General features: G+C 72.7%; 18 protein-coding genes. 10 read left to right on the top strand and 8 right to left on the bottom strand.

Going from position 1 to position 17747, the window contains the following annotated elements:
- Nucleotides 1–196: 196 nt before the first annotated feature.
- A complete protein-coding gene (locus tag OFY01_RS21480; RefSeq protein ID WP_266602391.1) occupies nucleotides 197–2242 on the bottom strand; it encodes a glycoside hydrolase family 127 protein in 2046 nt (681 codons plus the stop codon).
- Nucleotides 2243–2524: 282 nt separating this feature from the next.
- Between OFY01_RS21480 and OFY01_RS21475 the strand changes: the two genes are divergently transcribed.
- Both OFY01_RS21475 and OFY01_RS21470 read left to right on the top strand, forming a co-directional pair.
- On the top strand, nucleotides 2525–3544 hold the full coding sequence (locus OFY01_RS21475) for a LacI family DNA-binding transcriptional regulator (protein ID WP_266602389.1): 1020 nt from the start codon (nucleotides 2525–2527) through the stop codon (nucleotides 3542–3544).
- A 135-nt stretch (nucleotides 3545–3679) separates the two neighbouring features.
- Nucleotides 3680–4195 (top strand): Rieske (2Fe-2S) protein, encoded by a 516-nt coding sequence (locus OFY01_RS21470; protein WP_266602387.1) that lies wholly within the window; start codon nucleotides 3680–3682, stop codon nucleotides 4193–4195.
- 51 nt (nucleotides 4196–4246) lie between these two features.
- On the opposite strand, the gene OFY01_RS21465 is transcribed toward OFY01_RS21470, so the two are convergent.
- Nucleotides 4247–4888: an isochorismatase family protein gene (locus OFY01_RS21465; RefSeq protein ID WP_266602385.1), complete on the bottom strand. Its 642-nt coding sequence runs from the start codon at nucleotides 4886–4888 to the stop codon at nucleotides 4247–4249.
- A 256-nt stretch (nucleotides 4889–5144) separates the two neighbouring features.
- Here OFY01_RS21465 and OFY01_RS21460 point away from each other — a divergent pair, with 256 nt between their 5' ends.
- Nucleotides 5145–5612 (top strand): pyridoxamine 5'-phosphate oxidase family protein, encoded by a 468-nt coding sequence (locus OFY01_RS21460; protein WP_266602383.1) that lies wholly within the window; start codon nucleotides 5145–5147, stop codon nucleotides 5610–5612.
- A 29-nt stretch (nucleotides 5613–5641) separates the two neighbouring features.
- Here OFY01_RS21460 and OFY01_RS21455 read toward each other — a convergent pair whose 3' ends face one another.
- A complete protein-coding gene (locus OFY01_RS21455; protein ID WP_266602381.1) occupies nucleotides 5642–6559 on the bottom strand; it encodes a LysR family transcriptional regulator in 918 nt (305 codons plus the stop codon).
- Between the two features lie 75 nt (nucleotides 6560–6634).
- Here OFY01_RS21455 and OFY01_RS21450 point away from each other — a divergent pair, with 75 nt between their 5' ends.
- Entirely contained in the window at nucleotides 6635–7648 is a 1014-nt protein-coding gene (locus tag OFY01_RS21450) for a DMT family transporter (RefSeq protein ID WP_266602379.1), read from the top strand.
- 127 nt (nucleotides 7649–7775) lie between these two features.
- Here OFY01_RS21450 and OFY01_RS21445 read toward each other — a convergent pair whose 3' ends face one another.
- Entirely contained in the window at nucleotides 7776–9107 is a 1332-nt protein-coding gene (locus OFY01_RS21445; RefSeq protein WP_266602377.1) for an aminotransferase class I/II-fold pyridoxal phosphate-dependent enzyme, read from the bottom strand.
- Between the two features lie 50 nt (nucleotides 9108–9157).
- Here OFY01_RS21445 and OFY01_RS21440 point away from each other — a divergent pair, with 50 nt between their 5' ends.
- A complete protein-coding gene (locus OFY01_RS21440; RefSeq protein WP_266602375.1) occupies nucleotides 9158–9856 on the top strand; it encodes a pyridoxamine 5'-phosphate oxidase family protein in 699 nt (232 codons plus the stop codon).
- Nucleotides 9850–10494: an FMN-binding negative transcriptional regulator gene (locus tag OFY01_RS21435; RefSeq protein WP_266602373.1), complete on the top strand. Its 645-nt coding sequence runs from the start codon at nucleotides 9850–9852 to the stop codon at nucleotides 10492–10494. Before OFY01_RS21440 ends, OFY01_RS21435 begins: the two co-directional genes overlap by 7 nt.
- Before the next feature lie 95 nt (nucleotides 10495–10589).
- On the opposite strand, the gene OFY01_RS21430 is transcribed toward OFY01_RS21435, so the two are convergent.
- Together OFY01_RS21430 and OFY01_RS21425 are read right to left on the bottom strand one after the other, a co-directional pair.
- Nucleotides 10590–11600: an EamA family transporter gene (locus OFY01_RS21430; RefSeq protein ID WP_266602371.1), complete on the bottom strand. Its 1011-nt coding sequence runs from the start codon at nucleotides 11598–11600 to the stop codon at nucleotides 10590–10592.
- An 84-nt stretch (nucleotides 11601–11684) separates the two neighbouring features.
- Nucleotides 11685–12197, bottom strand: a complete 513-nt coding sequence (locus OFY01_RS21425) for a Clp protease N-terminal domain-containing protein (protein ID WP_266602369.1) — start codon at nucleotides 12195–12197, stop codon at nucleotides 11685–11687.
- Between the two features lie 198 nt (nucleotides 12198–12395).
- Between OFY01_RS21425 and OFY01_RS21420 the strand changes: the two genes are divergently transcribed.
- A complete protein-coding gene (locus tag OFY01_RS21420) occupies nucleotides 12396–12584 on the top strand; it encodes a hypothetical protein (protein ID WP_266602367.1) in 189 nt (62 codons plus the stop codon).
- Nucleotides 12585–12771: 187 nt separating this feature from the next.
- Nucleotides 12772–13200, top strand: coding sequence for a type II toxin-antitoxin system Rv0910 family toxin (locus OFY01_RS21415; RefSeq protein WP_266602365.1), 429 nt, complete (start codon nucleotides 12772–12774; stop codon nucleotides 13198–13200).
- Between the two features lie 104 nt (nucleotides 13201–13304).
- Here OFY01_RS21415 and OFY01_RS21410 read toward each other — a convergent pair whose 3' ends face one another.
- Nucleotides 13305–13949, bottom strand: a complete 645-nt coding sequence (locus OFY01_RS21410; RefSeq protein ID WP_266602363.1) for a PadR family transcriptional regulator — start codon at nucleotides 13947–13949, stop codon at nucleotides 13305–13307.
- Nucleotides 13950–14132: 183 nt separating this feature from the next.
- Between OFY01_RS21410 and OFY01_RS21405 the strand changes: the two genes are divergently transcribed.
- Nucleotides 14133–14945: a PhzF family phenazine biosynthesis protein gene (locus OFY01_RS21405; protein ID WP_266602361.1), complete on the top strand. Its 813-nt coding sequence runs from the start codon at nucleotides 14133–14135 to the stop codon at nucleotides 14943–14945.
- A gap of 15 nt (nucleotides 14946–14960) precedes the next feature.
- Here OFY01_RS21405 and OFY01_RS21400 read toward each other — a convergent pair whose 3' ends face one another.
- Nucleotides 14961–15761, bottom strand: a complete 801-nt coding sequence (locus OFY01_RS21400) for a CPBP family intramembrane glutamic endopeptidase (protein WP_266602359.1) — start codon at nucleotides 15759–15761, stop codon at nucleotides 14961–14963.
- Between the two features lie 194 nt (nucleotides 15762–15955).
- Between OFY01_RS21400 and OFY01_RS21395 the strand changes: the two genes are divergently transcribed.
- On the top strand, nucleotides 15956–17731 hold the full coding sequence (locus OFY01_RS21395; RefSeq protein ID WP_266602357.1) for a substrate-binding and VWA domain-containing protein: 1776 nt from the start codon (nucleotides 15956–15958) through the stop codon (nucleotides 17729–17731).
- Nucleotides 17732–17747 lie beyond the last annotated feature (16 nt).

The raw sequence follows: 17747 nt of genomic DNA, 5'->3' as shown, positions 1-17747 counted from the left end.
GAGAACGGTCGGAATCGAGCGGTCGGAATCGAGCGGTCGGAATCGAGCGGTCGGAATCGGGCGGTCGGGAAGGAGCGGGAGGAAGCTGTCGGGGACGAAGGAGCGTCAGGGAGCAGGGGCGTCAGGGAGCAGGAGCGTCGGCGAGGAAGGAGAGCGCGAGGGCGAGTGCGAGGCGCAGACAGAGAAAGAGAAGGGGTCAGCCGGTGGGCAGCCAGACACGCATGCCGCCGTCCTGGCGGTTGGCCCAGGCGTAGTACGGGATGGCGGTCAGTTCGACGGAACTCCCGGTGGACGGGGCGTCGGTGGTGGTGCCGGTGGAGGCCCCGGACTCGGCGCAGGCGTAGGGCCACCAGCCCCGGTCGGGGGTGGACCGGCGGTACCCGCCCGCCACTACGGTGACGACACCGCCGAGCAGGTCGGGGCGGTCCTTCACGGCGGGCGGCGCCGTGGTGTCGATGACCAGGTCGTCGAGGCCGCCGCCGGGGTGGTCGGCCTGTTCCAGGCAGTAGACGAGCGGCCCGCGTTCGATGGCGACGCAGCCGCGTACGGCGTCCACGCGGGGGTCGGCCTCGGTGAGGCGGGGCGCGAGGACGAGTTCGAGGACGACCTGATCGCCGGGGGCCCAGGAGCGCTCCAGCCGCAGCCAGCCGTCGGCGGCGGGGGCGTCGGTCCGGTCGTAGGTGGTGTCGCCGCACCGGACCCGGTACTCGCGGCACCACTGCGGGATGCGCAGGGACAGCGCCCAGGGGCGGTCGGTGGGCGTCTGCTCCACCGTCAGGCCGATCGTGCCGTGCCAGGGGTAGTCGGTCTCGGCGGTCACCGTGACCGGCGCTCCGGCCACGTCTCCCGTGTAGCGGCCGCTGACGTACTGGTGGATCTGCAGGCCGCCGGCGTCGGTGGAGGCGAGGTAGTGCTCCAGCGAGGCCAGCAGCCGCATGGCGTTCGGCGGGCAGCAGGCGCAGCGGAACCAGCGGGTGCGGCGGGCCGACTGGTCGCCGCCGGAGTCGGTGTGGCCGTCGCGGACCTGGAGCGGGTTGACGTACAGCCAGCGCTCACCGTCAAGGGAGACGCCCGCGAGGAAGCCGTTGTACAGGGTGCGCTCGATCAGGTCGCTGTACCGGGTCTCGCCGGTGAGCAGGGCCATGCGCCAGCTCCACTGGATGGAGGCGATGGCGGCGCAGGTCTCGCAGTAGGCACGCTCGTTGGGCAGCTCGTACGGGTCGCCGAAGTCCTCCTCGTCGTGGTGGGCTCCGAGGCCGCCGGTGAGGTGGGTCTTGGTGGCGGTCATCGCCTGCCACAGCCGCTCGGCGACGGACCGCAGTTCGGCGTCGCCCGTCTCGGCGGCCAGGTCGGTGGCGGCGGCCAGCAGGTACAGCTGGCGCACGGCGTGCCCTTCGACGTTCGTCGCCTCGCGCAGCGGCACCCGGTCCTGACAGTACGCCTCGCCGCCGAGCAGACCGTGGCCGAAGCGGTCGACGAAGTAACCGGCCAGATCGAGGTAGCGGCGTTCGCCGGTCTCCCGGTACAGCTCGACCAGGGCCGTCTCGACCTCCGGGTGGCCGTCGACGCCGTCGATGGGCTTGCCGCTCTCCGGGAGACCGAAGACGGAGTCGATGTGGTCGGCGAAACGGCGTGCCACCTGGAGGAGTTCGGTCCGTCCGGTGGCGCGGTGGTGGGCGACCGCCGCCTGGATGAGGTGCCCGGCGCAGTACAGCTCGTGGCCCCAGCGCAGATCCTGGTACCGCTCACCGCCCTTGAGGAGTTGGAACCAGGTGTTCAGGTAGCCGTCGGGCTGCTGGGCCTCGGCGACGAGCGCGACGATCCGCTCCACCTCGTCGGCGAGCCGGCCGGTCTTCTCGTCGGCGAGCCGGCCGGTCGCCTCGTCGGTGTCGGCGTGCGACGCCCCCTGGGCCAGCTGCCACGACGCCGCCTCCAGCCACTTGTAGACGTCCGAATCCACGAACGGGTACGCGCCCCGGAACTCACCCTCGGCCGTGCCCGCCGCCACGCGCAGGTTGTGCAGATTCCCCGCCGACTCCAGCAGTCCGGGTCCCTGTGGTACCGAGGTCCGCGCGTTCACCTCGCGCCGCACTGCCCAGAACCCGGCACACACCTCGGCGGTGGCAGGAGCGAGGGCGGTCGTGGCACCCTCGCCGAGGCGGACCGGGCCCCTGGGGGCGCCGCCCGCTTCGAGCGGGGTCGAACACTCGGCGGAGGGAACGGCGGGGCGTGTGCGGGGCATGGCTCTCCGAAGAAGTCGGGGGCGGGGCGGGGGTCGGGGGTCAGGCGTGCGTCTGTCGCACCGCCCGGCATTCCGGCGGGCGGTGGTTCTCCGCCCCGCGTGGTTCTCCGCCCTGCGGGCCGGCGTGAGCAAACGTTTTCCTGCCCCGAAAGGTATGGAGGCGTGGGTTGGCAGTCAAGACGCCTGCGCAAGCATTTTTCCCTCGCTCCGTCAGGGCTGGTCAGGGGCGACCGACGATGTCAGGATGGAACTGTCGATGTCACCTAGGAAAAGGTTTGCTCAGTGACCGCGGTCTCAGGTTCCCCGGCCAACGGGCGGGCGAAGCTCGCCGACGTCGCCAAGCTGGCCGGCGTCAGCGTCGGAACGGCCTCGAAGGCGCTGAGCGGCAGCGGCAGGATGCGGCCCGAGACCCGGCAGCGCGTGCTGGCCGCCGTGGAGGCGCTCGACTTCCGGCCCAACCAGTACGCGCAGAGCCTGCACACCGGGCGCAGCTGGACCGTCGGGCTGATGACGACCGACGGCATCGGCCGCTTCAGCACTCCGGTGCTCCTCGGCGCCGAGGACGCGCTCGGCGCCGGGAAGATCTCCGTGCTGCTGTGCGACACCCGCGGCGACGCCATCCGCGAGCAGCACCACCTGCGCAACCTCATGGACCGCAGAGTGGACGGCATCATCGTCACCGGCCGTCGCACCGACCCGCGTCCGCCGCTGACAGGCGTCGAGCGGGTCCCGACGGTCTACGCGCTGTCGCCCTCCACGGACCCGGACGACATGTCCGTGGTCTCCGACGACCACAGCGGCGCCCAGCTGGCCGTCGAGCATCTGCTGGCGACAGGTCGCACCCGGATCGCGCACGTCACCGGTCCGGCCCACCACGCGGCCGCCCGCGACCGCGCCAGGCACACCGTGGATCTGCTGGAGCGCAACTCGCTGGAACTCGCCACGGGCCGGGTCCACTTCGGCGAGTGGAGCGAGGCGTGGGGGCGGCGCGCCGCGGAGGCCGTCCTGCGCACCGCACCCGACACGGACGCCTTCTTCTGCGGCAACGACCAGATCGCCCGGGGTGTCGCGGACGCGCTGCGGGAGAACGGCACGGACGTCCCGGGCCGGATCGCGATCGTGGGGTACGACAACTGGGACATCATGGCCCTGGCCTGCCGTCCACCGCTGACCACGATCGACACGGACCTCACCGAGATCGGTCGGCAGGCGGCCCTTCGGCTGCTGAGCGCCATCGGCTCCGAGCCGCACCCCGGCCTGCACGCCGTCCCGTGCCGTCTCGTCGTCCGCGAATCGACCTGAGCCGGCGACCCGCCCCACGCACGGAGGCTTTCCGGCGCGGCGTTGAACGTTTGCCGCCCCCAGGACGTACGAAGGGGAGTCCGCTTCATCCAGAGGACCCCGCGCCCTCGTACTCCACGAAAGGAAGACGTCTCCATGACCGCTTCACAGGAGACCGCACCGTCGGACCGCCCCCTCGCCCGGTCCGCCACGCGCCGCGCCGTCGTCGCGGCAGTGGGTGCCACCGGTGTCGCCGCCGCGCTCAGCGCGTGCGGCGGCGGCTCGAACGACGCCGGTTCGAGCGGTACCGGTTCGGGTGACACGGGCTCGACCGGCACCGGCACCGGCACCGGGACCGGGACCGGCTCGGGCGACGGCAGCAGCGGCAAGGTGATCGCCAAGACGACCGACATCCCGGAGGGCGGCGGCAAGGTGTTCCAGAGCGCGGGCGTCGTGGTGACGCAGCCGAAGAAGGGCGAGTTCAGGGCCTTCAGCGACATCTGCACCCACCAGGGCTGCAAGGTCGACAAGGTCGCGGACGGCACCATCGACTGTCCGTGCCATGGCAGCAAGTTCTCCATCGAGGACGGCAGCGTGACGCACCCGCCGGCCCCTCGGCCGCTCCCGGCCAAGAAGATCACCGTCAACGGCGAGGACATCAAGCTCGCCTAGGTGCCGTCAGTGGTCCCCGGCCACGCCGGAACCGGCCGCCCCCCGTCGCCGTCAGCCCAGCCCGGGGAGTTTCCAGGCCGTCAGCACGTCCCTGGTCGTCACCACGGTGGCGACCAGGGCGAGCGTGTTGCGGATCACCGCGGCGGTGTAGTCGGCGGGCACCCCGGCGATGGCGTCGCTCGGGACGACGGCGGTGTAGCCGAGGTTGACCGCGTCGAAGACCGCGTTGGGGATCGCCACGTTGGCCGAGACGCCGGTGACGACGAGGGTGCGGCAGCCCAGGTTGCGCAGGAGCGGGTCGACGTCGGTACCCGCGAGCGGGGAGAGCCCGTGCAGCCGCCGTACGACGAGGTCCTCACCGGCGACCTCGATGGGCGGTGCCACGCAAACCGCCCGGGTACCGGTGAGCTGTTGCACGGGGAGGCGTTCGGCGGCACGGAAGAGGCGGCCGTTGCGGCTGGCGCCACGGCCGTCGGGGCGCCGTTCGGCGATCGCGTGCATGACCTGGGTCCCGGCGGCGTGGGCCGCGGAGACGAGTTGCGCCACGTGCAGCAGCGCGCCCGACGACCGTGCCTCATGGGCCAGTTCGGGCAGGGCGCTCTCCGCTCCGACGACGCCCTGCTGGCACTCCACCGTGAGCAGGACGGTGCTCGTCGGGTCGAGCAGTCCGGTGAGGTCTTCGCGTGACGCCATGGTCTCCCCTGCCGACGGCCCCTACGAGACGAGGTGCCGGAGACTAGCCACCATTGCGCGGAAGCGGAAGAGGCCGCATGCTCGATACCTGACGTGCCGTCAGTTCGCCCGTCGGCCGCACGGCACAGGTCGTGGACCGCGGAGGCGGCGGCACCGCCCCCACAGACCGCAGACCACGAACCGCAGACCGCAGACCGCAGACCGCAGACCGCAGACCACGAACCGAATACCGGATCCGCATACCCAGGAGCGCACCATGTCCGTCACTCAGCGGCGCGGCCGCAGGATCATGATGTCCGCGGCCGAGCTGGACGCCTTTCTGGCCGAGCAGCGCACCTGCCGGGTCGCCACGGTGTCCGCGGACGGCACGCCGCACGTGAGCCCCTTGTGGTTCCAGTGGGACGGGACGTCGCTGTGGCTGTACTCGCTGACCCGCAGCCGCCGCTGGGCCGACCTCGGGGCGGACGGGCGGGTGGCCGTGGTGGTGGACGCGGGCGAGGAGTACGGGGAGTTGCGCGGGGTCGAGCTGTCGGGGCGGGCTGTGTTCGTCGGGGAGTGCCCGCGCACCGGCGCGCCGTGCCCCGAACTCGACTCTGTGGAGCGGGCGTTCGCGCGCAAGAACTTCGGGCTCGATGAGATGGTGCACGACGGACGGCACGCGTGGGCACGGCTGACGCCGGAGCGGATCGCGTCATGGGACTTCCGCAAGCTGGCCGGCCTGTAGCCGGAGCGGTCCGCCTGTCTCCCGCGCGGTTACCGGCCCGCGGCACGCTCCAGCTCGGCACCGGTCCGCTGCAACGCGCGCACGGCCGCCCGGATGGACGGCCTGCGGTCGGCGTCGGCACGCCACACCACGTAGACGTGGCGCCGCACCTGCTGCCGGACCGGTACCGTCACCACGCCTTCCGGCACCGGGTGACGGCCGAGCAGCGGTGCCACGCAGACACCCAACCCGGCTGCGACGAGGTTGAGTTGGGTGTGGGTCTCGGCCGCGCGATGGCCGACCGTTGGTTCGACGCCCTTGGCACGCAGCGTGAACAGCAGCCACTCGTGACAGAACTCCCCCTGCCCCCAGGTGATCCACTCGTCGTCGGCGAAGTCTTCGAGGCCCACTTCGTCGCGGTCCGCGAGAGGGTGGTCGACGGGCATGGCGATGTCGGCGGGGTCGTCGAGGATGCCCGCCTTGACGAGGCCCTCGGGCAGCGGCATCGGCTTGTTGTACCAGTCGAGCACGACCGCCATGTCGAGGTCGCCGCGGACGACCGCGGCGATCCCGCTCTCGGGCTCCAGCTCCTGTGACCGGACGCGCAGTTGTGGGTGTTCGACACGGAGTGCGGTGAGCGTGGCGGGGAGCAGGCCGCGGGCCGCGGTCGGAAACGCGGACAGGCGCAGCTCCCCCACGACCTGCCCGCGCTGTGCCTCCAGATCGGACCGGGCGAGCTCCACCTGGGACAGGATGCGTCCCGAGTGATCGGCGAGCAGTCGCCCCGCGTCGGTGAGCCGCACGCCGCGCCCGCGCCTGGCGAGCAGCTGCTGTCCGACCTCGCGCTCCAGTTTGGTCATCTGCTGCGAGACGGCGGAGGTGGTGACGTGCAGCGCCTCCGCGGCGCCGCTGACCGATCCGTGCCGCGCGAGCGCGTCGAGCACGCGCAGCCGCTCCAAGTTCAACATGTAAGCGATGCTAAGCGGTACTGACGAAGAAATCTCGCTTGTGCTACGAAGAAGTGCGACGCCACCCTTGGGGACATGCGCCACCTCACCGCCTCCGCCACGGGGCCGCGGCCCTCTGCGGCTCCCGCCGCACCCAGCCCCTCCGCGCCGTCCGCACCGTCCGCACCCGCCGCCCCCACGACCGGCGGTGATCGGCGCCCGGCGCTGGACTGGCGGCTGCGTTTCGGGGTCCTCTCCCTCATCTGGGGCTTCAGCTTTCTGCTGATCAAGGTGGGCACGAACGGTTACGCCCCGTTCCAGGTCACGCTCGGCCGACTGACGTTCGGGACACTGGTGCTGGTGGCGGCGATGGCCGTGAAGCGGGAGCGGTTGCCGCGAGGGGCCCGCACGTGGGGCCGTCTGGCGATCGCCGCGTTGTTGCTCAACGCGCTGCCGTTCTCGCTGTTCGCGTTCGCCGAGCGGTCGATCCCGTCGACACTGGCGGGGATCTGCAACGCGACGTCGCCGCTGTGGGGCATGGCCCTGTCGCTGGTCGCGCTCAGCGAGGACCGGCCGACACGGCGCCGGGTCGCGGGCCTGGGCATCGGCTTCCTGGGCGTCCTGACGGTGCTCGGTGTGTGGCAGGGCTTCCACGGCCTGGACCTGACCGGCACGGCGATGGCGCTGCTCGCTTCGTTCAGCTACCCGGTCGGCTGGATCTACGTCCGCCGTACTCTGGCGCACACCGGTACGTCACACCTGTCGATGACAGGCGCCCAACTGCTCCTCGCCACCGTCCAACTGGCGCTCGTGACGCCGCTGTTCACGTCCTGGCCCGCCCGTTTCGCCCTGGTCCCGTCACTGGCCGTCGTCGCGCTCGGCGCACTGGGCACCGGCCTGGCGGTCCTGATCCAGTACGGCCTGGTCGCGGAGGTCGGCCCGACGACCGCGCAGATGGTCACGTACTTCATCCCGGTCATCGCGACGGCCGCGGGTGTCGCCCTGCTCGGCGAGTCGCTGAGCTGGTCGACGCCGGTCGGCGCGGCGATCGTCCTGGCGGGCGCGGCGCTCACGCAGTCGCGCGGCCGCCCGCAGCGGCACCGCTCGTAGCCGCACAGCCCGCAGTCGCACAGCCCGCAGCGACATCACCCGTAGCCGCACCGCTCGCAGCCGCACAGCCAGTGGCCGCACCGCTCGTGGCAACGGCACAGCGGTCGCGGCCGACGGTCACGCGTCCTCACGCGTAGTGCCGTCGCGGTGCCGGCCTGACCGCCTCCGCGACGGCGTCCGCCACCGTGTCGACATCGCCGGAGGCCAGGCGGGACACGGTGATGCGCACCCCGGGCCCCGCCTCGATCCGGAAACGCGCGCCCGGCGCGACGGCCCAGCCCGCGTGCAGCAGCCGCGCCACGGCGCCCGTCTCGTCCGGAACGGGCACCCACACGTTCATGCCGCTGCGCCCCCGGCCCGCGACCCCCCGGGCGGCGAGCGCGGCGACGAGGGCCTCGCGACGCCGACCGTAAGAGGCGGCCACCGCCCCCGGATCGACGGCGCCGCTCGCCCACAGCGCGGCGACGGCCCGCTGGACGATCCGGCTCACCCAACCGGGGCCGAGCCGCTGCCGCCCGCGCACCCGGTCGACCGTGGTCGCGTCCCCCGTGAACACGGCGAGCCGCAGATCGGGGCCGTACGCCTTCGCCGCCGAGCGGACGAACGCCCAGTGCCGCGTGACACCGGCCAGCGGGTGGAGCGGCAGGTCGACGATGCCGTGCCCGTGGTCGTCCTCGATGAGCAGCACCTCCTGGTGCGCGGCGAGGAGCGCCCGCAGTCGCTTCGCTCGCGCCGCGCCCACCGCGGCACCGGTCGGGTTCTGCGCGCGGCACGTCACCACGAACGCTCTGACCCCGCCTCGCAGGGCCCGCTCCGCGTCGTCCGGCAGCGGCCCGTCGTCGTCGACGCCGACCGGGACGACGCGCAGTCCGAGCGCGGGCACGAGGTCCAGCATGCTGCCCCAGCCCGGGTCCTCCACCGCGACCGCGTCGCCGGGCTTGAGGTGCGCGGCCAGCACCCGCTCGATCGCGTCGAGCGACCCGGAGGCCACGGCCACCGTCCCGTCCGGCACCCCGTCGGCGCGGAACGCCGCCCGCGCCGCACGCTCCAGTGCGGGTTCGAGGGCGTCGTCCCCGTACAGCACCGGGTCGCGGTCGGCCGCGGTCGCGGCCTCGGTGAACGCCTCGGCGAGGGAGGGCAGCAGGGCCGTGTCCGGGTTGCCGTCGGAGACGTCCCGCACCCCCTCGGGCACGTCGACACGGATGCGCTCGCGGGCGGTGGTGGCGGGTTTCGGGCGTACACGGCTGCCGCGGCGCCCCGCGGTCTCGATGACCCCGCGCTCGCGCAGCGTCCGGTACGCGGCCGCGACCGTGTTCGGGTTCACGCCGAGACTGTTGGCCAACTCCCGCATCGGCGGGAGCAGTTGGCCGGGCTCAAGGGCGCCGTCGGCGACCGCCCGCTCCACGCTCGCGGAAATGTCCACTGCGCGCCGCCCACTGATCGGATACTCTCCTAGCACAAAGAACAGTTTGCACTAGTGCAATCAATGACGCAACGGGAGACCGCACCATGCCCCTGGCCCACGAACCGTCCACGGCCCACGCGACCGACGCCGCCTACGCGCCGACCGAGCGCACGGTCCCCACCCGTGCCAGGGAACGCGCCGGCTACGACCGTGCCCTGGTGCACGCGATACTCGACGAGGCGTACGTATGCCACCTCGGCTTCGTGCGGGACGGCGCTCCGGTCGTGCTGCCCACGCTGTACGGCCGCGTCGGCGACCGGCTCTACGTGCACGGCTCCACCGGATCCCGTCCGCTGCGGGCCGCCGGGCGGCAGGACCCGGGGCTCGCGGTCTGCCTGACCGTGACCCACGTCGACGGCCTGGTCCTCGCCCGCTCGGCCTTCCATCACTCCGTCAACTACCGCTCCGTGGTGGTGCACGGGACGGCGTACCAGGTCGTCGACGAGGACGAGAAGCGCATGGCGCTCGACGCGCTGACCGACCATGTCGTGCCGGGCCGGGCGGCCGACTCACGGCCCGCGAACGCCAAGGAGCTCGCCGCGACCGCCGTGCTCCGCCTCGATCTGGCGGAGGTGTCGGCGAAGCTGCGCACGGGCGGACCCAACGACGAACCGGAGGACGCTGGCCTGCCGCACTGGACGGGCGTGGTACCGGTCCGGCGGGGGTACGGCACTCCGGTCCCGGCCGACGATCTCGCCGAAGGGATCGAACTCCCGGCGTACCTGCGGGAGCCGGCATGCTGATCCACCCGTGGGACGCCGCGCGCGACACGGCCGAGTGGCAGGCGTGGCTGGCCACTCATGACTTCGGGCAGCTCGCGGTCAACGGGTTGCCGGGCGAACCGCCGTTCGTGCAGCCGATGCACTTCGCGTACGACGCCTCGCGCGGCGGCGAGTTCGGCGAGGCCGTCGCCCACCTCGCCCGGCCCAACCCGGTCTGGCCTGCGCTCGCGGCGGACTCCGAGGTGCTGCTGAGCGTGGTGGACGACTACGCGTTCGTACCGGGACCGTGGCAGGCTCCGCCCGGCGCCCCGGCGGAGCACGGCACGCCGACGAGCTTCTACGCAGCCGTACAACTGCGCTGCACCGCCCGGGTGGTGGACGCCCCGGAGGAGAAGGCCGAGCTGCTCAACCGGCTGGTGGGCCGATTCCAGGCGCCGGGCCGGTCGGCGACGGTGACCCCTGGCGAGGCCCCGTACGGGCGCATGCTGCCGGGGATCCGGGGCCTGCGACTCGAAGTGACCGACGTACGGGCCAAGTTCAAGTACGCCGGACACAAGCCCGAGGAGGTCCAGGACCGGATCGCCCGGGGCCTGGCCGAACGGGGCGACCCGCGCGACGCCGCCGCGCTCGCCGCCCAGCGGCGTCGCCGACAGGCGTAGGGGCAGGGCAGAGGGCGCGGCCAGGGCCTGCCCGACGGGTCCTGCTGCCGAGCGGACGCGGCCGACCGAGTCCAGCCCGACCCGCGGGACAGGCCCTAGGCGACGCCGCTCTCGCTCGGCACCGGATTCTTCGGCGCGAGGCCGGGTGGTGTCGAGGGCCGCGCGGAACGAGAGCTCTGCGCGATGAAGGCCCCCACCAGCACCAGCGCGCCGCCGAGCAGTTGCGGCGGGCCGAGCCGTTCGCCGAGCAGCACCCACGCCAGTACCGTCGCGACGACTGCCTCCAGGAACGCCACCACCCCGGCCACCTGCGGCGACAGACGGCGTACCGCCAGGACACCGGTGACGTACGCGACCACGGTGGCGAGCAGCACGATCCAGCAGAGCAGGAGCCACGCGGGTACCCGCGTGCCGTTCATGGAGGCGCTGCCCGCGAGGATCGACCAGTCCATACCCCAGGGGCGGGCGACCACGGTGAGGACGACGGCGCCGACGAGCAGCCCGTACGCGATCATGCCGAGCGGGTCGGGGACCTCGCCCCCGGTGGAGTCGGCGTCGCTGCCCTGGTCCGCCAGGACGAAGTAGCCGCACTGGCAGCAGGCCGCGCCGAGCCCGAGGAGCACGCCGACCGGGTCGAAGCTCAGACCGGACCAGACCTCGACCACGCAGGCGAGCCCGCCCACGGCGAGCACGACACCGGCCGCGGCGGCCCGGGTGACGGGCTTGCGCTGCACGAACCTCACCCAGCCGAGGAGCAGCGCGGGCCCCAGGTACTCGATGAGCAGGGCGACACCCACGGGGATACGGGAGATGGCGGCGAAGTAGAAGGCCTGCACGCCTGCCACGGCGAGCAACCCGAACCCGGCGAGCAGCGCGGGCCGCCGCAGCACCAGCGCGCGGTGGCGCCACGCGACGGGCAGCATGACGAGGGCGCCGCCCGCGACGCGCAGCCACACCACGTGGAGCGGGTCGAGTCCCGCTTCGATGAGCGGCTTGGCGGCGACCCCTGATCCACCGAAGGCGAGCGCGGAGACGAGGGCGATCCCGAGTCCGACGCCGCGAGCGCCGGTTCCCTGACCGTTCTGAGACTGTGTTGACCCCTGCACCGGCCCATCATGACAGGGTGGGTCAGGAGCGTCACGCCGATTGGCGCCTGTCTCAGTGGGCGGACGGGGCGGCGGGGCGGCGCGTCAGCCGAGCCGTCGTACCAGTTCGGGGACGTCCACCCCGGCGCGGCGCAGCACCTCGACGGCGCGGCACTCCGGGTCCGCCGCGAGCGCCGCGAGGATGTCGGTGCCGCGGGCGTGGGTGCGACCGCGGGCGAGCGCCCGTTCGATGCCCGCGTCCATGGCGACGGCGACAGCGGGCGACCAGTCGGGAGCGGCTGCCCCGAGGAGCGGCACGGCGCCGGAGTCCTCGACGGTGCCCTGCCATTGGAGGCCGTAACCGATGCTGCGCTGCACGAGATAACCGAGCAGCCGGGCCACCTGCGCGCCTTCGGGGAAGGCGGCGCGTACCTCGGGGTCGGCCTCCAGGAGGGAGTGCAGGAGGTGCGCGGTGTCGATCTGCGGGTCCCCGTCTCGCACCGCGCGCCGCTTGGCGCCGGCCACGACGAGCGTCACCGCGTCACTGAGCTGGGCTTCGGCGGACGGGCCGCGGGCGGGGTCGTGCGCGCTGGCGTCGGGCGGGGTCGGACTTTGCACGTACCCCACCTCATCAGCACCGATACGCTGAAACATCCCCGTTCGGAAGCATCTTCTCGTCCGACACAAGGTGGGCACGTGCGCCCGCCTTCTCCTCCTTGCGGATGAGATCCGGCCACACCGCCCCGAAGGGCGCGCGCCGCCTTGCTTCGCGCCCTCGGCGCAACCAACCCCCGCGAGCAGTCGTCTGCCCCTGTGATGGAGAGCAGGAGCTGGCTCGTGGCCCTGCCCGCGGTCGACGGCAGGCAGTACGTGTACCGGGTGTACGCACCCGACGACGCGCTGCTCGCCGACCTGTTCTGGGACGCCTGGCACTGCCACGACGAGGGGCCGCACCCGCGCGCGTACGACCTCTTCGACGCCGCGCGGATCCGGCGCGTGGGCTGAACCGGCAGACCGGCCGAACCATTGCGACCGGTCCGACCGGTCCGACCGGTCCGACCGACTGACCGGCTGACCGGCACCCCTCGAATTTCTGACGGTTCATCAGTATTGAATGTTCGGGACCGCGCGGCTACGTTCCGCGACGAGACAGTCGCACCCGTCACGGCTCACGACTCAAAGGGGTGGCCGCATGGCCGAAGTCAGCGCGGAATCACGCATCGAGGCACCCGCGCAGAAGGTCTGGGCGCAGCTCACGGACTTCTCGGCGTACGGGGAGTGGAACGCGACGCACACCTCGTTCCCCCGGGGCGGGCCCGCTTCGCTGGAGGTCGGCGGCACGTTCGAGGAGAACATGAAACTGATGGGCTTCCCGGCCGAGGTGACCTGGACGATCGAGGACGTGGAGACCGCTCGTACGCTCGCCATCGCGGGCAAGGGCCCGATGGGTGTGAACGTCGCCACCCGCTACACGCTCACCCCCGACGGCGCGGCGACGACCGTCCGCATCGACGGCTCGTTCACGGGCGCCGCGGTGTCACTGATGGCGGGCAAGCTCAAGGACTCGGCGACGGCGGCCCTCAACGAGTCCCTGCGCAAGCTGGCCGGTCTGGTGACCTGACCCCCGCCGCACGCCGGACCGCGACAGCCGAAGAGGCGCCCCGCACACCGGTGCGGGACGCCTCTTCGGCTGTTTCACATCCGACGTCACGAGCCCGCACGGGCTCAGTCCTCGTCGGCGAGGATGAGGTACAGCTTCTTGCGCGCCTCGTTGATGACACCGAGCGCCTTCTCACGCTGTTCCTTGCTGCCGGTCTTCCAGACCTGGCCGAACGCCTCCATCAGGCCGAACCCGGCCTGCCGGATCTCGTTCATGGCCTCCCAGTCGACGCCGCGGCCGGCTTCCTCCCAGGGGGCCTCGGGACCCTCGTCGGCAGCGGTGCGGCCGTCCTCGGTGAGCGAGAAGAGCTTCTTGCCGCCCTCGCTCTCACTGGCGATCAGGCCCTCGTCCTCGAGCAGTTGCAGCGTCGGATAGACCGAGCCGGGGCTCGGCTTCCACGCGCCGCCGCTGCGCTCGGCGATCTCCTGGATCATCTCGTAGCCGTGCATCGGGCGGTCCTTGAGCAGCGCCAGGATCGAGGCGCGCACATCGCCGCGCCGCGCCCGGCCGCGAGGCCCGCCACCGCGGCCGCCTCGGCCGCCCCAGGGGCCGCCGGGGCCGAAGCCGGGCCCGAAGGGCCCGAAGGCCGCGCGCCGCCCCTCGAAGCCGCCGCGCTCGAAGCCCCGGTCGAAACCGCCCCGGCCGGCGTGGCCGGGGCCGCAGTGCCCGTGTCCGTGGTCGTGGTTGTGGTCGTGTCCGTGGTTACGCATGGGAATCAGTCCTTTCGTACCGATCGGTGAGTCATTCCATGCAACTTCCGCGATCCGGTCTTTGACCGATCGCGATGCCTCAACGATATATCGGGACTGTTCGCCTGGCAAGCCCTTGGGGAGAGCCACTGTTCGCCGATTGGCATTGGCGGCACGGTCGGGCACCCAACTAGCGTCCCCACCATGCGCATTCGTATCGTCGACGCCTTCGCCGACCGCCCCTTCACCGGCAACCCGGCCGGTGTCCTGCTCCTCGACACGTTCGCCGACGACGCCTGGATGCAGGCCGTCGCGCGGGAGGTCAACCACGCCGAGACCGCCTTCGCGCACCCGCTGCCCACCGGCGGGGAAGCCGACTGGGCGCTGCGCTGGTTCACGCCCGCCGCCGAGGTCGACATGTGCGGTCACGCCACCCTGGCCACCGCCCACGTCCTGCACGCCACCGGGGCCGCGCGCGGGCCGGTCCGGTTCGCCACCCGCAGCGGCGTACTCACGGCCGAGCCGCGGGGCGACGGCTCGGTCACCCTCGACTTTCCCACCGCGCCGCTGACCGAGGAGGCCGTGCCCGACGGCCTGGCCGACGTGCTCGGCGCGTCGCCGCTGTCCGTGCACGACACGGGTACGGTCCTCGGCGACATGCTCGTGGAACTGGCGGACGAGAGGACCGTGCGCGCGCTGGAGCCCGACCTCACGGCGCTCGCCGCCCGGTTCGAGCGCGGCGTCATCGCCACCGCGCGGGCCGAGAGGGCGGGCGCCGACCACGACTTCGTCTCCCGGTGCTTCTTCCCCCGGGTCGGGATCGACGAGGACCCGGTGACCGGCAGCGCGCACACGGCCCTCGCCCCGTTCTGGTCCCGCCGCCTCGGGCGCGCCGACCTGACCGGGCTGCAGGCGTCGGCCCGGTCGGGGCTCGTCCGCGTCGGTCTGCGCGGCGCGCGCACGCTGCTCACCGGCCGCGCGGTCACCGTCATCGAGGGCGAGCTCACCGCCCCGTAGGCGATGACGCGCACATCAGGCCGTGGGCAGCCAGCCCACCTTGCCCGCGAGCAGGGCGTATCCGACGAACGCGCCGATGTCGAGGAGGGAGTGAGCCACCACCAGCGGCCCGACCCTGCCCCACCGCCGGTACAGGAAGACGAAGACGAGCCCCATCGCGAGGTTGCCGAGGAAGCCGCCGATGCCCTGGTACAGGTGGTACGAGCCGCGGAGCACGGACGACGCCAGCAGCGCCGTGCCGGGCGTCCACCCCAACTGGCCGAGCCTGCGCAGCAGGTAGCCGACCACGATGACTTCTTCGAGCACCGCGTTCTGCACGGCCGACAGGACGAGCACCGGATACTTCCACCACACGCCCGGCAGCGCCTCCGGCACCACCGTGAGGTTGAAGCCCAGCCCCCGGGCGGCCAGGTAGAACGCGATACCGGTGCTGCCGATGACCGCGGCGATCACGGCGCCGCGCGTCAGGTCGAAGCCCGGACGCCGCCGGTCGAAGCCGATGGTGCGCAGGCTGCCGCCCTCCCGGAACAGCAGGTGCGCGACGAGCGCCACAGGCACCAGGGCGGTGGCGATCCCGAAGAGCTGCCAGGCGAGATCGAGCCACGGGCGGCCGGGCGCGGCCGAGGCGTTGAGCGTCGCCGCCTGGTCCTTGAGGCCGCCCGGTTTGGTGACCGACCCGATGAAGCTGATCAGCGCGGAGACGCCGCTCGCACCGAGCGAGAGTCCCAGGACCAGCAGCGTCTCGTCCCGCAGAATCCGCCGCGCACGCCCCTCGGAAGGAAAAATATCGGCCACCGGCCCCGTCTTCACCTGCACACCTGTCCTCAGTTGAGTAATCCCGCCGCATCCTTCACTGCGCACCGCTAGGGTCTCGAATGCAGGTACGAAGATCGCGTGCGACAGGCCGAGGGGGCGGGCGCCGCAGTCCGACACACCGCGCACCACTCCCCTCCGCTGTTGTTCCGCTTATATCGCAACCGCCTTCACGGCTGGGGAGGGGCACCACCGTCATGGGACGTCACAGCAGTTCGCCCGAGGCGTACGGGCCATCGGCGACCGCACCCCGGCCCCGGCCGCGGCGCCGCAGCGTGGCCGTCGCGACGGCCCTGGTCCTCGTCGTCGCGGCAGGCACGGCGGTGGCGCTGGGCACCGATCTGCTCGGCCTCGGGCACGGCTGCGGCGACCGCGTCCACCTCGACCTCGTCGCCTCCCCCGACGTGGCCCCCGCGCTCAAGGACGCGGCCGAGCACGCCCGCGGGGGCCGGGCCGCGGGAAACGGCGCCTGCCTGGACATCACGGTGACCGCCCGCCCGTCGTACCAGGTCGCCGAGGCGCTGCGGTCCGGCGGGGGCAAGGACGAGTACCAGGTCTGGGTGCCGGACTCGGACCTGTGGCTGCGCCGCGTCTCCCGGGGCGCCGGGGCAACCGAGGTCACGGCGGCGGGCGACATCGCCTCGTCCCCGATCGGCGTGGGCATGGTGCCGTCGGCCGCGAAGAAGTTCGGCTGGCCCGACAAGACGTACAGCTGGAGCGGTCTCATCGGCTCGGCGCTGAGCGACGGCGGGCCGCGGCTCGGCGCCGCCGACCCGGCCCGCAGCGCCACCGGGCTGCTCGCGCTCACCCGGCTGGCGACGGCGACGGGGAAGAAGTCCGGGCAGGAGGGGAACACCGAGGCGGCCGCGATGGCGAAGGCACTCTCGCGCCGCACCTGTGACACCGACGCCCAGCTCCTCGACACGGTCGCCCGCGACACGTCGGGCACCGAGGGGGGCAACCCCCGCCGCAACGAGGCGTTGATCATGTCCGAGCAGGCCGCGTTCACGTACAACGCCCAGGCGGGCGACGGCGGGCGTCTCGATCTCTTCTACCCGAAGGACGGCTCGCCCGAGCTCGACTACCCGTTCGCTCTGGTCGACCAGGCCGGGATGAGCGACGGCCAGAGCCAGGCCGCGGTGCGTTTCATGACGCTGCTCGGCTCCGACGGCGGCCGCGCGATCCTGGAGAAGCACGGGTTCCGCACGACCGACGACGACTCGCCCGGCCCGGTGGCGGCGCAGGCCGGCGCCCGCTCGCCGCAGCCCTACACCGAACCCACCTCGCGACCCGCCACGGACCAGCAGGTCGACGAGACCCTCGGCATGTGGACGATCACGGTGCAGAGCGCGCGGATCACCACGGTCGTGGACGCCTCGGCCTCCATGGCCGAACCGGTGCCGGGCCGCGGTCAGTCCCGCATGGAGGTGACGAAGCAGTCGATGCTCAAGGCCCTCGCGACGTTCACGCCGGAGGACCAGATCGGCCTGTGGGAGTTCTCGACCCGCCTCGACGGCTCCCGCGACTACCGCAAGCTGGTCCCCACCGAGCGCCTGGGCGACCACGTCGGCGCGGGCACCCAGCGGGACCGCCTGACGACCGCGTTCCGCACGCTGCGGCCGGTGCCCGGCGGGGCGACCGGCCTGTACGACACGACACTGGCCGCGTACAAGGAGGCCACCAGGACCTACCACGACGGGATGTTCAACGCCGTGGTCGTGGTCACCGACGGCGTCAACCAGGACGACCACTCGATCTCCCGCAGCGACCTCCTCCACCAGCTGCGCGGTCTCGCCGACCCGCGGCACCCCGTCCCGCTCATCGTCATCGCCGTCGGCCCCGACACCGACAAGGACGAGATCCAGCAGATCGCCGAGGCCACCGGCGGCTCCGGCCACCAGGTGACCGACCCCGGCGACATCCAGCAGGTCATCCTCAAGGCCATCATCGAGGCGGGTGCCTCGGCCGGGTGATCCCGGCTCGGCCCGC

Origin of the sequence: Streptomyces beihaiensis, from assembly GCF_026274175.1 — a bacterium.
Classification (GTDB): Bacteria; Actinomycetota; Actinomycetes; order Streptomycetales; family Streptomycetaceae; genus Streptomyces; species Streptomyces beihaiensis.
Note: the sequence above shows the minus strand (reverse complement) of the source record. Positions and strands in the feature narration are given on the sequence as shown.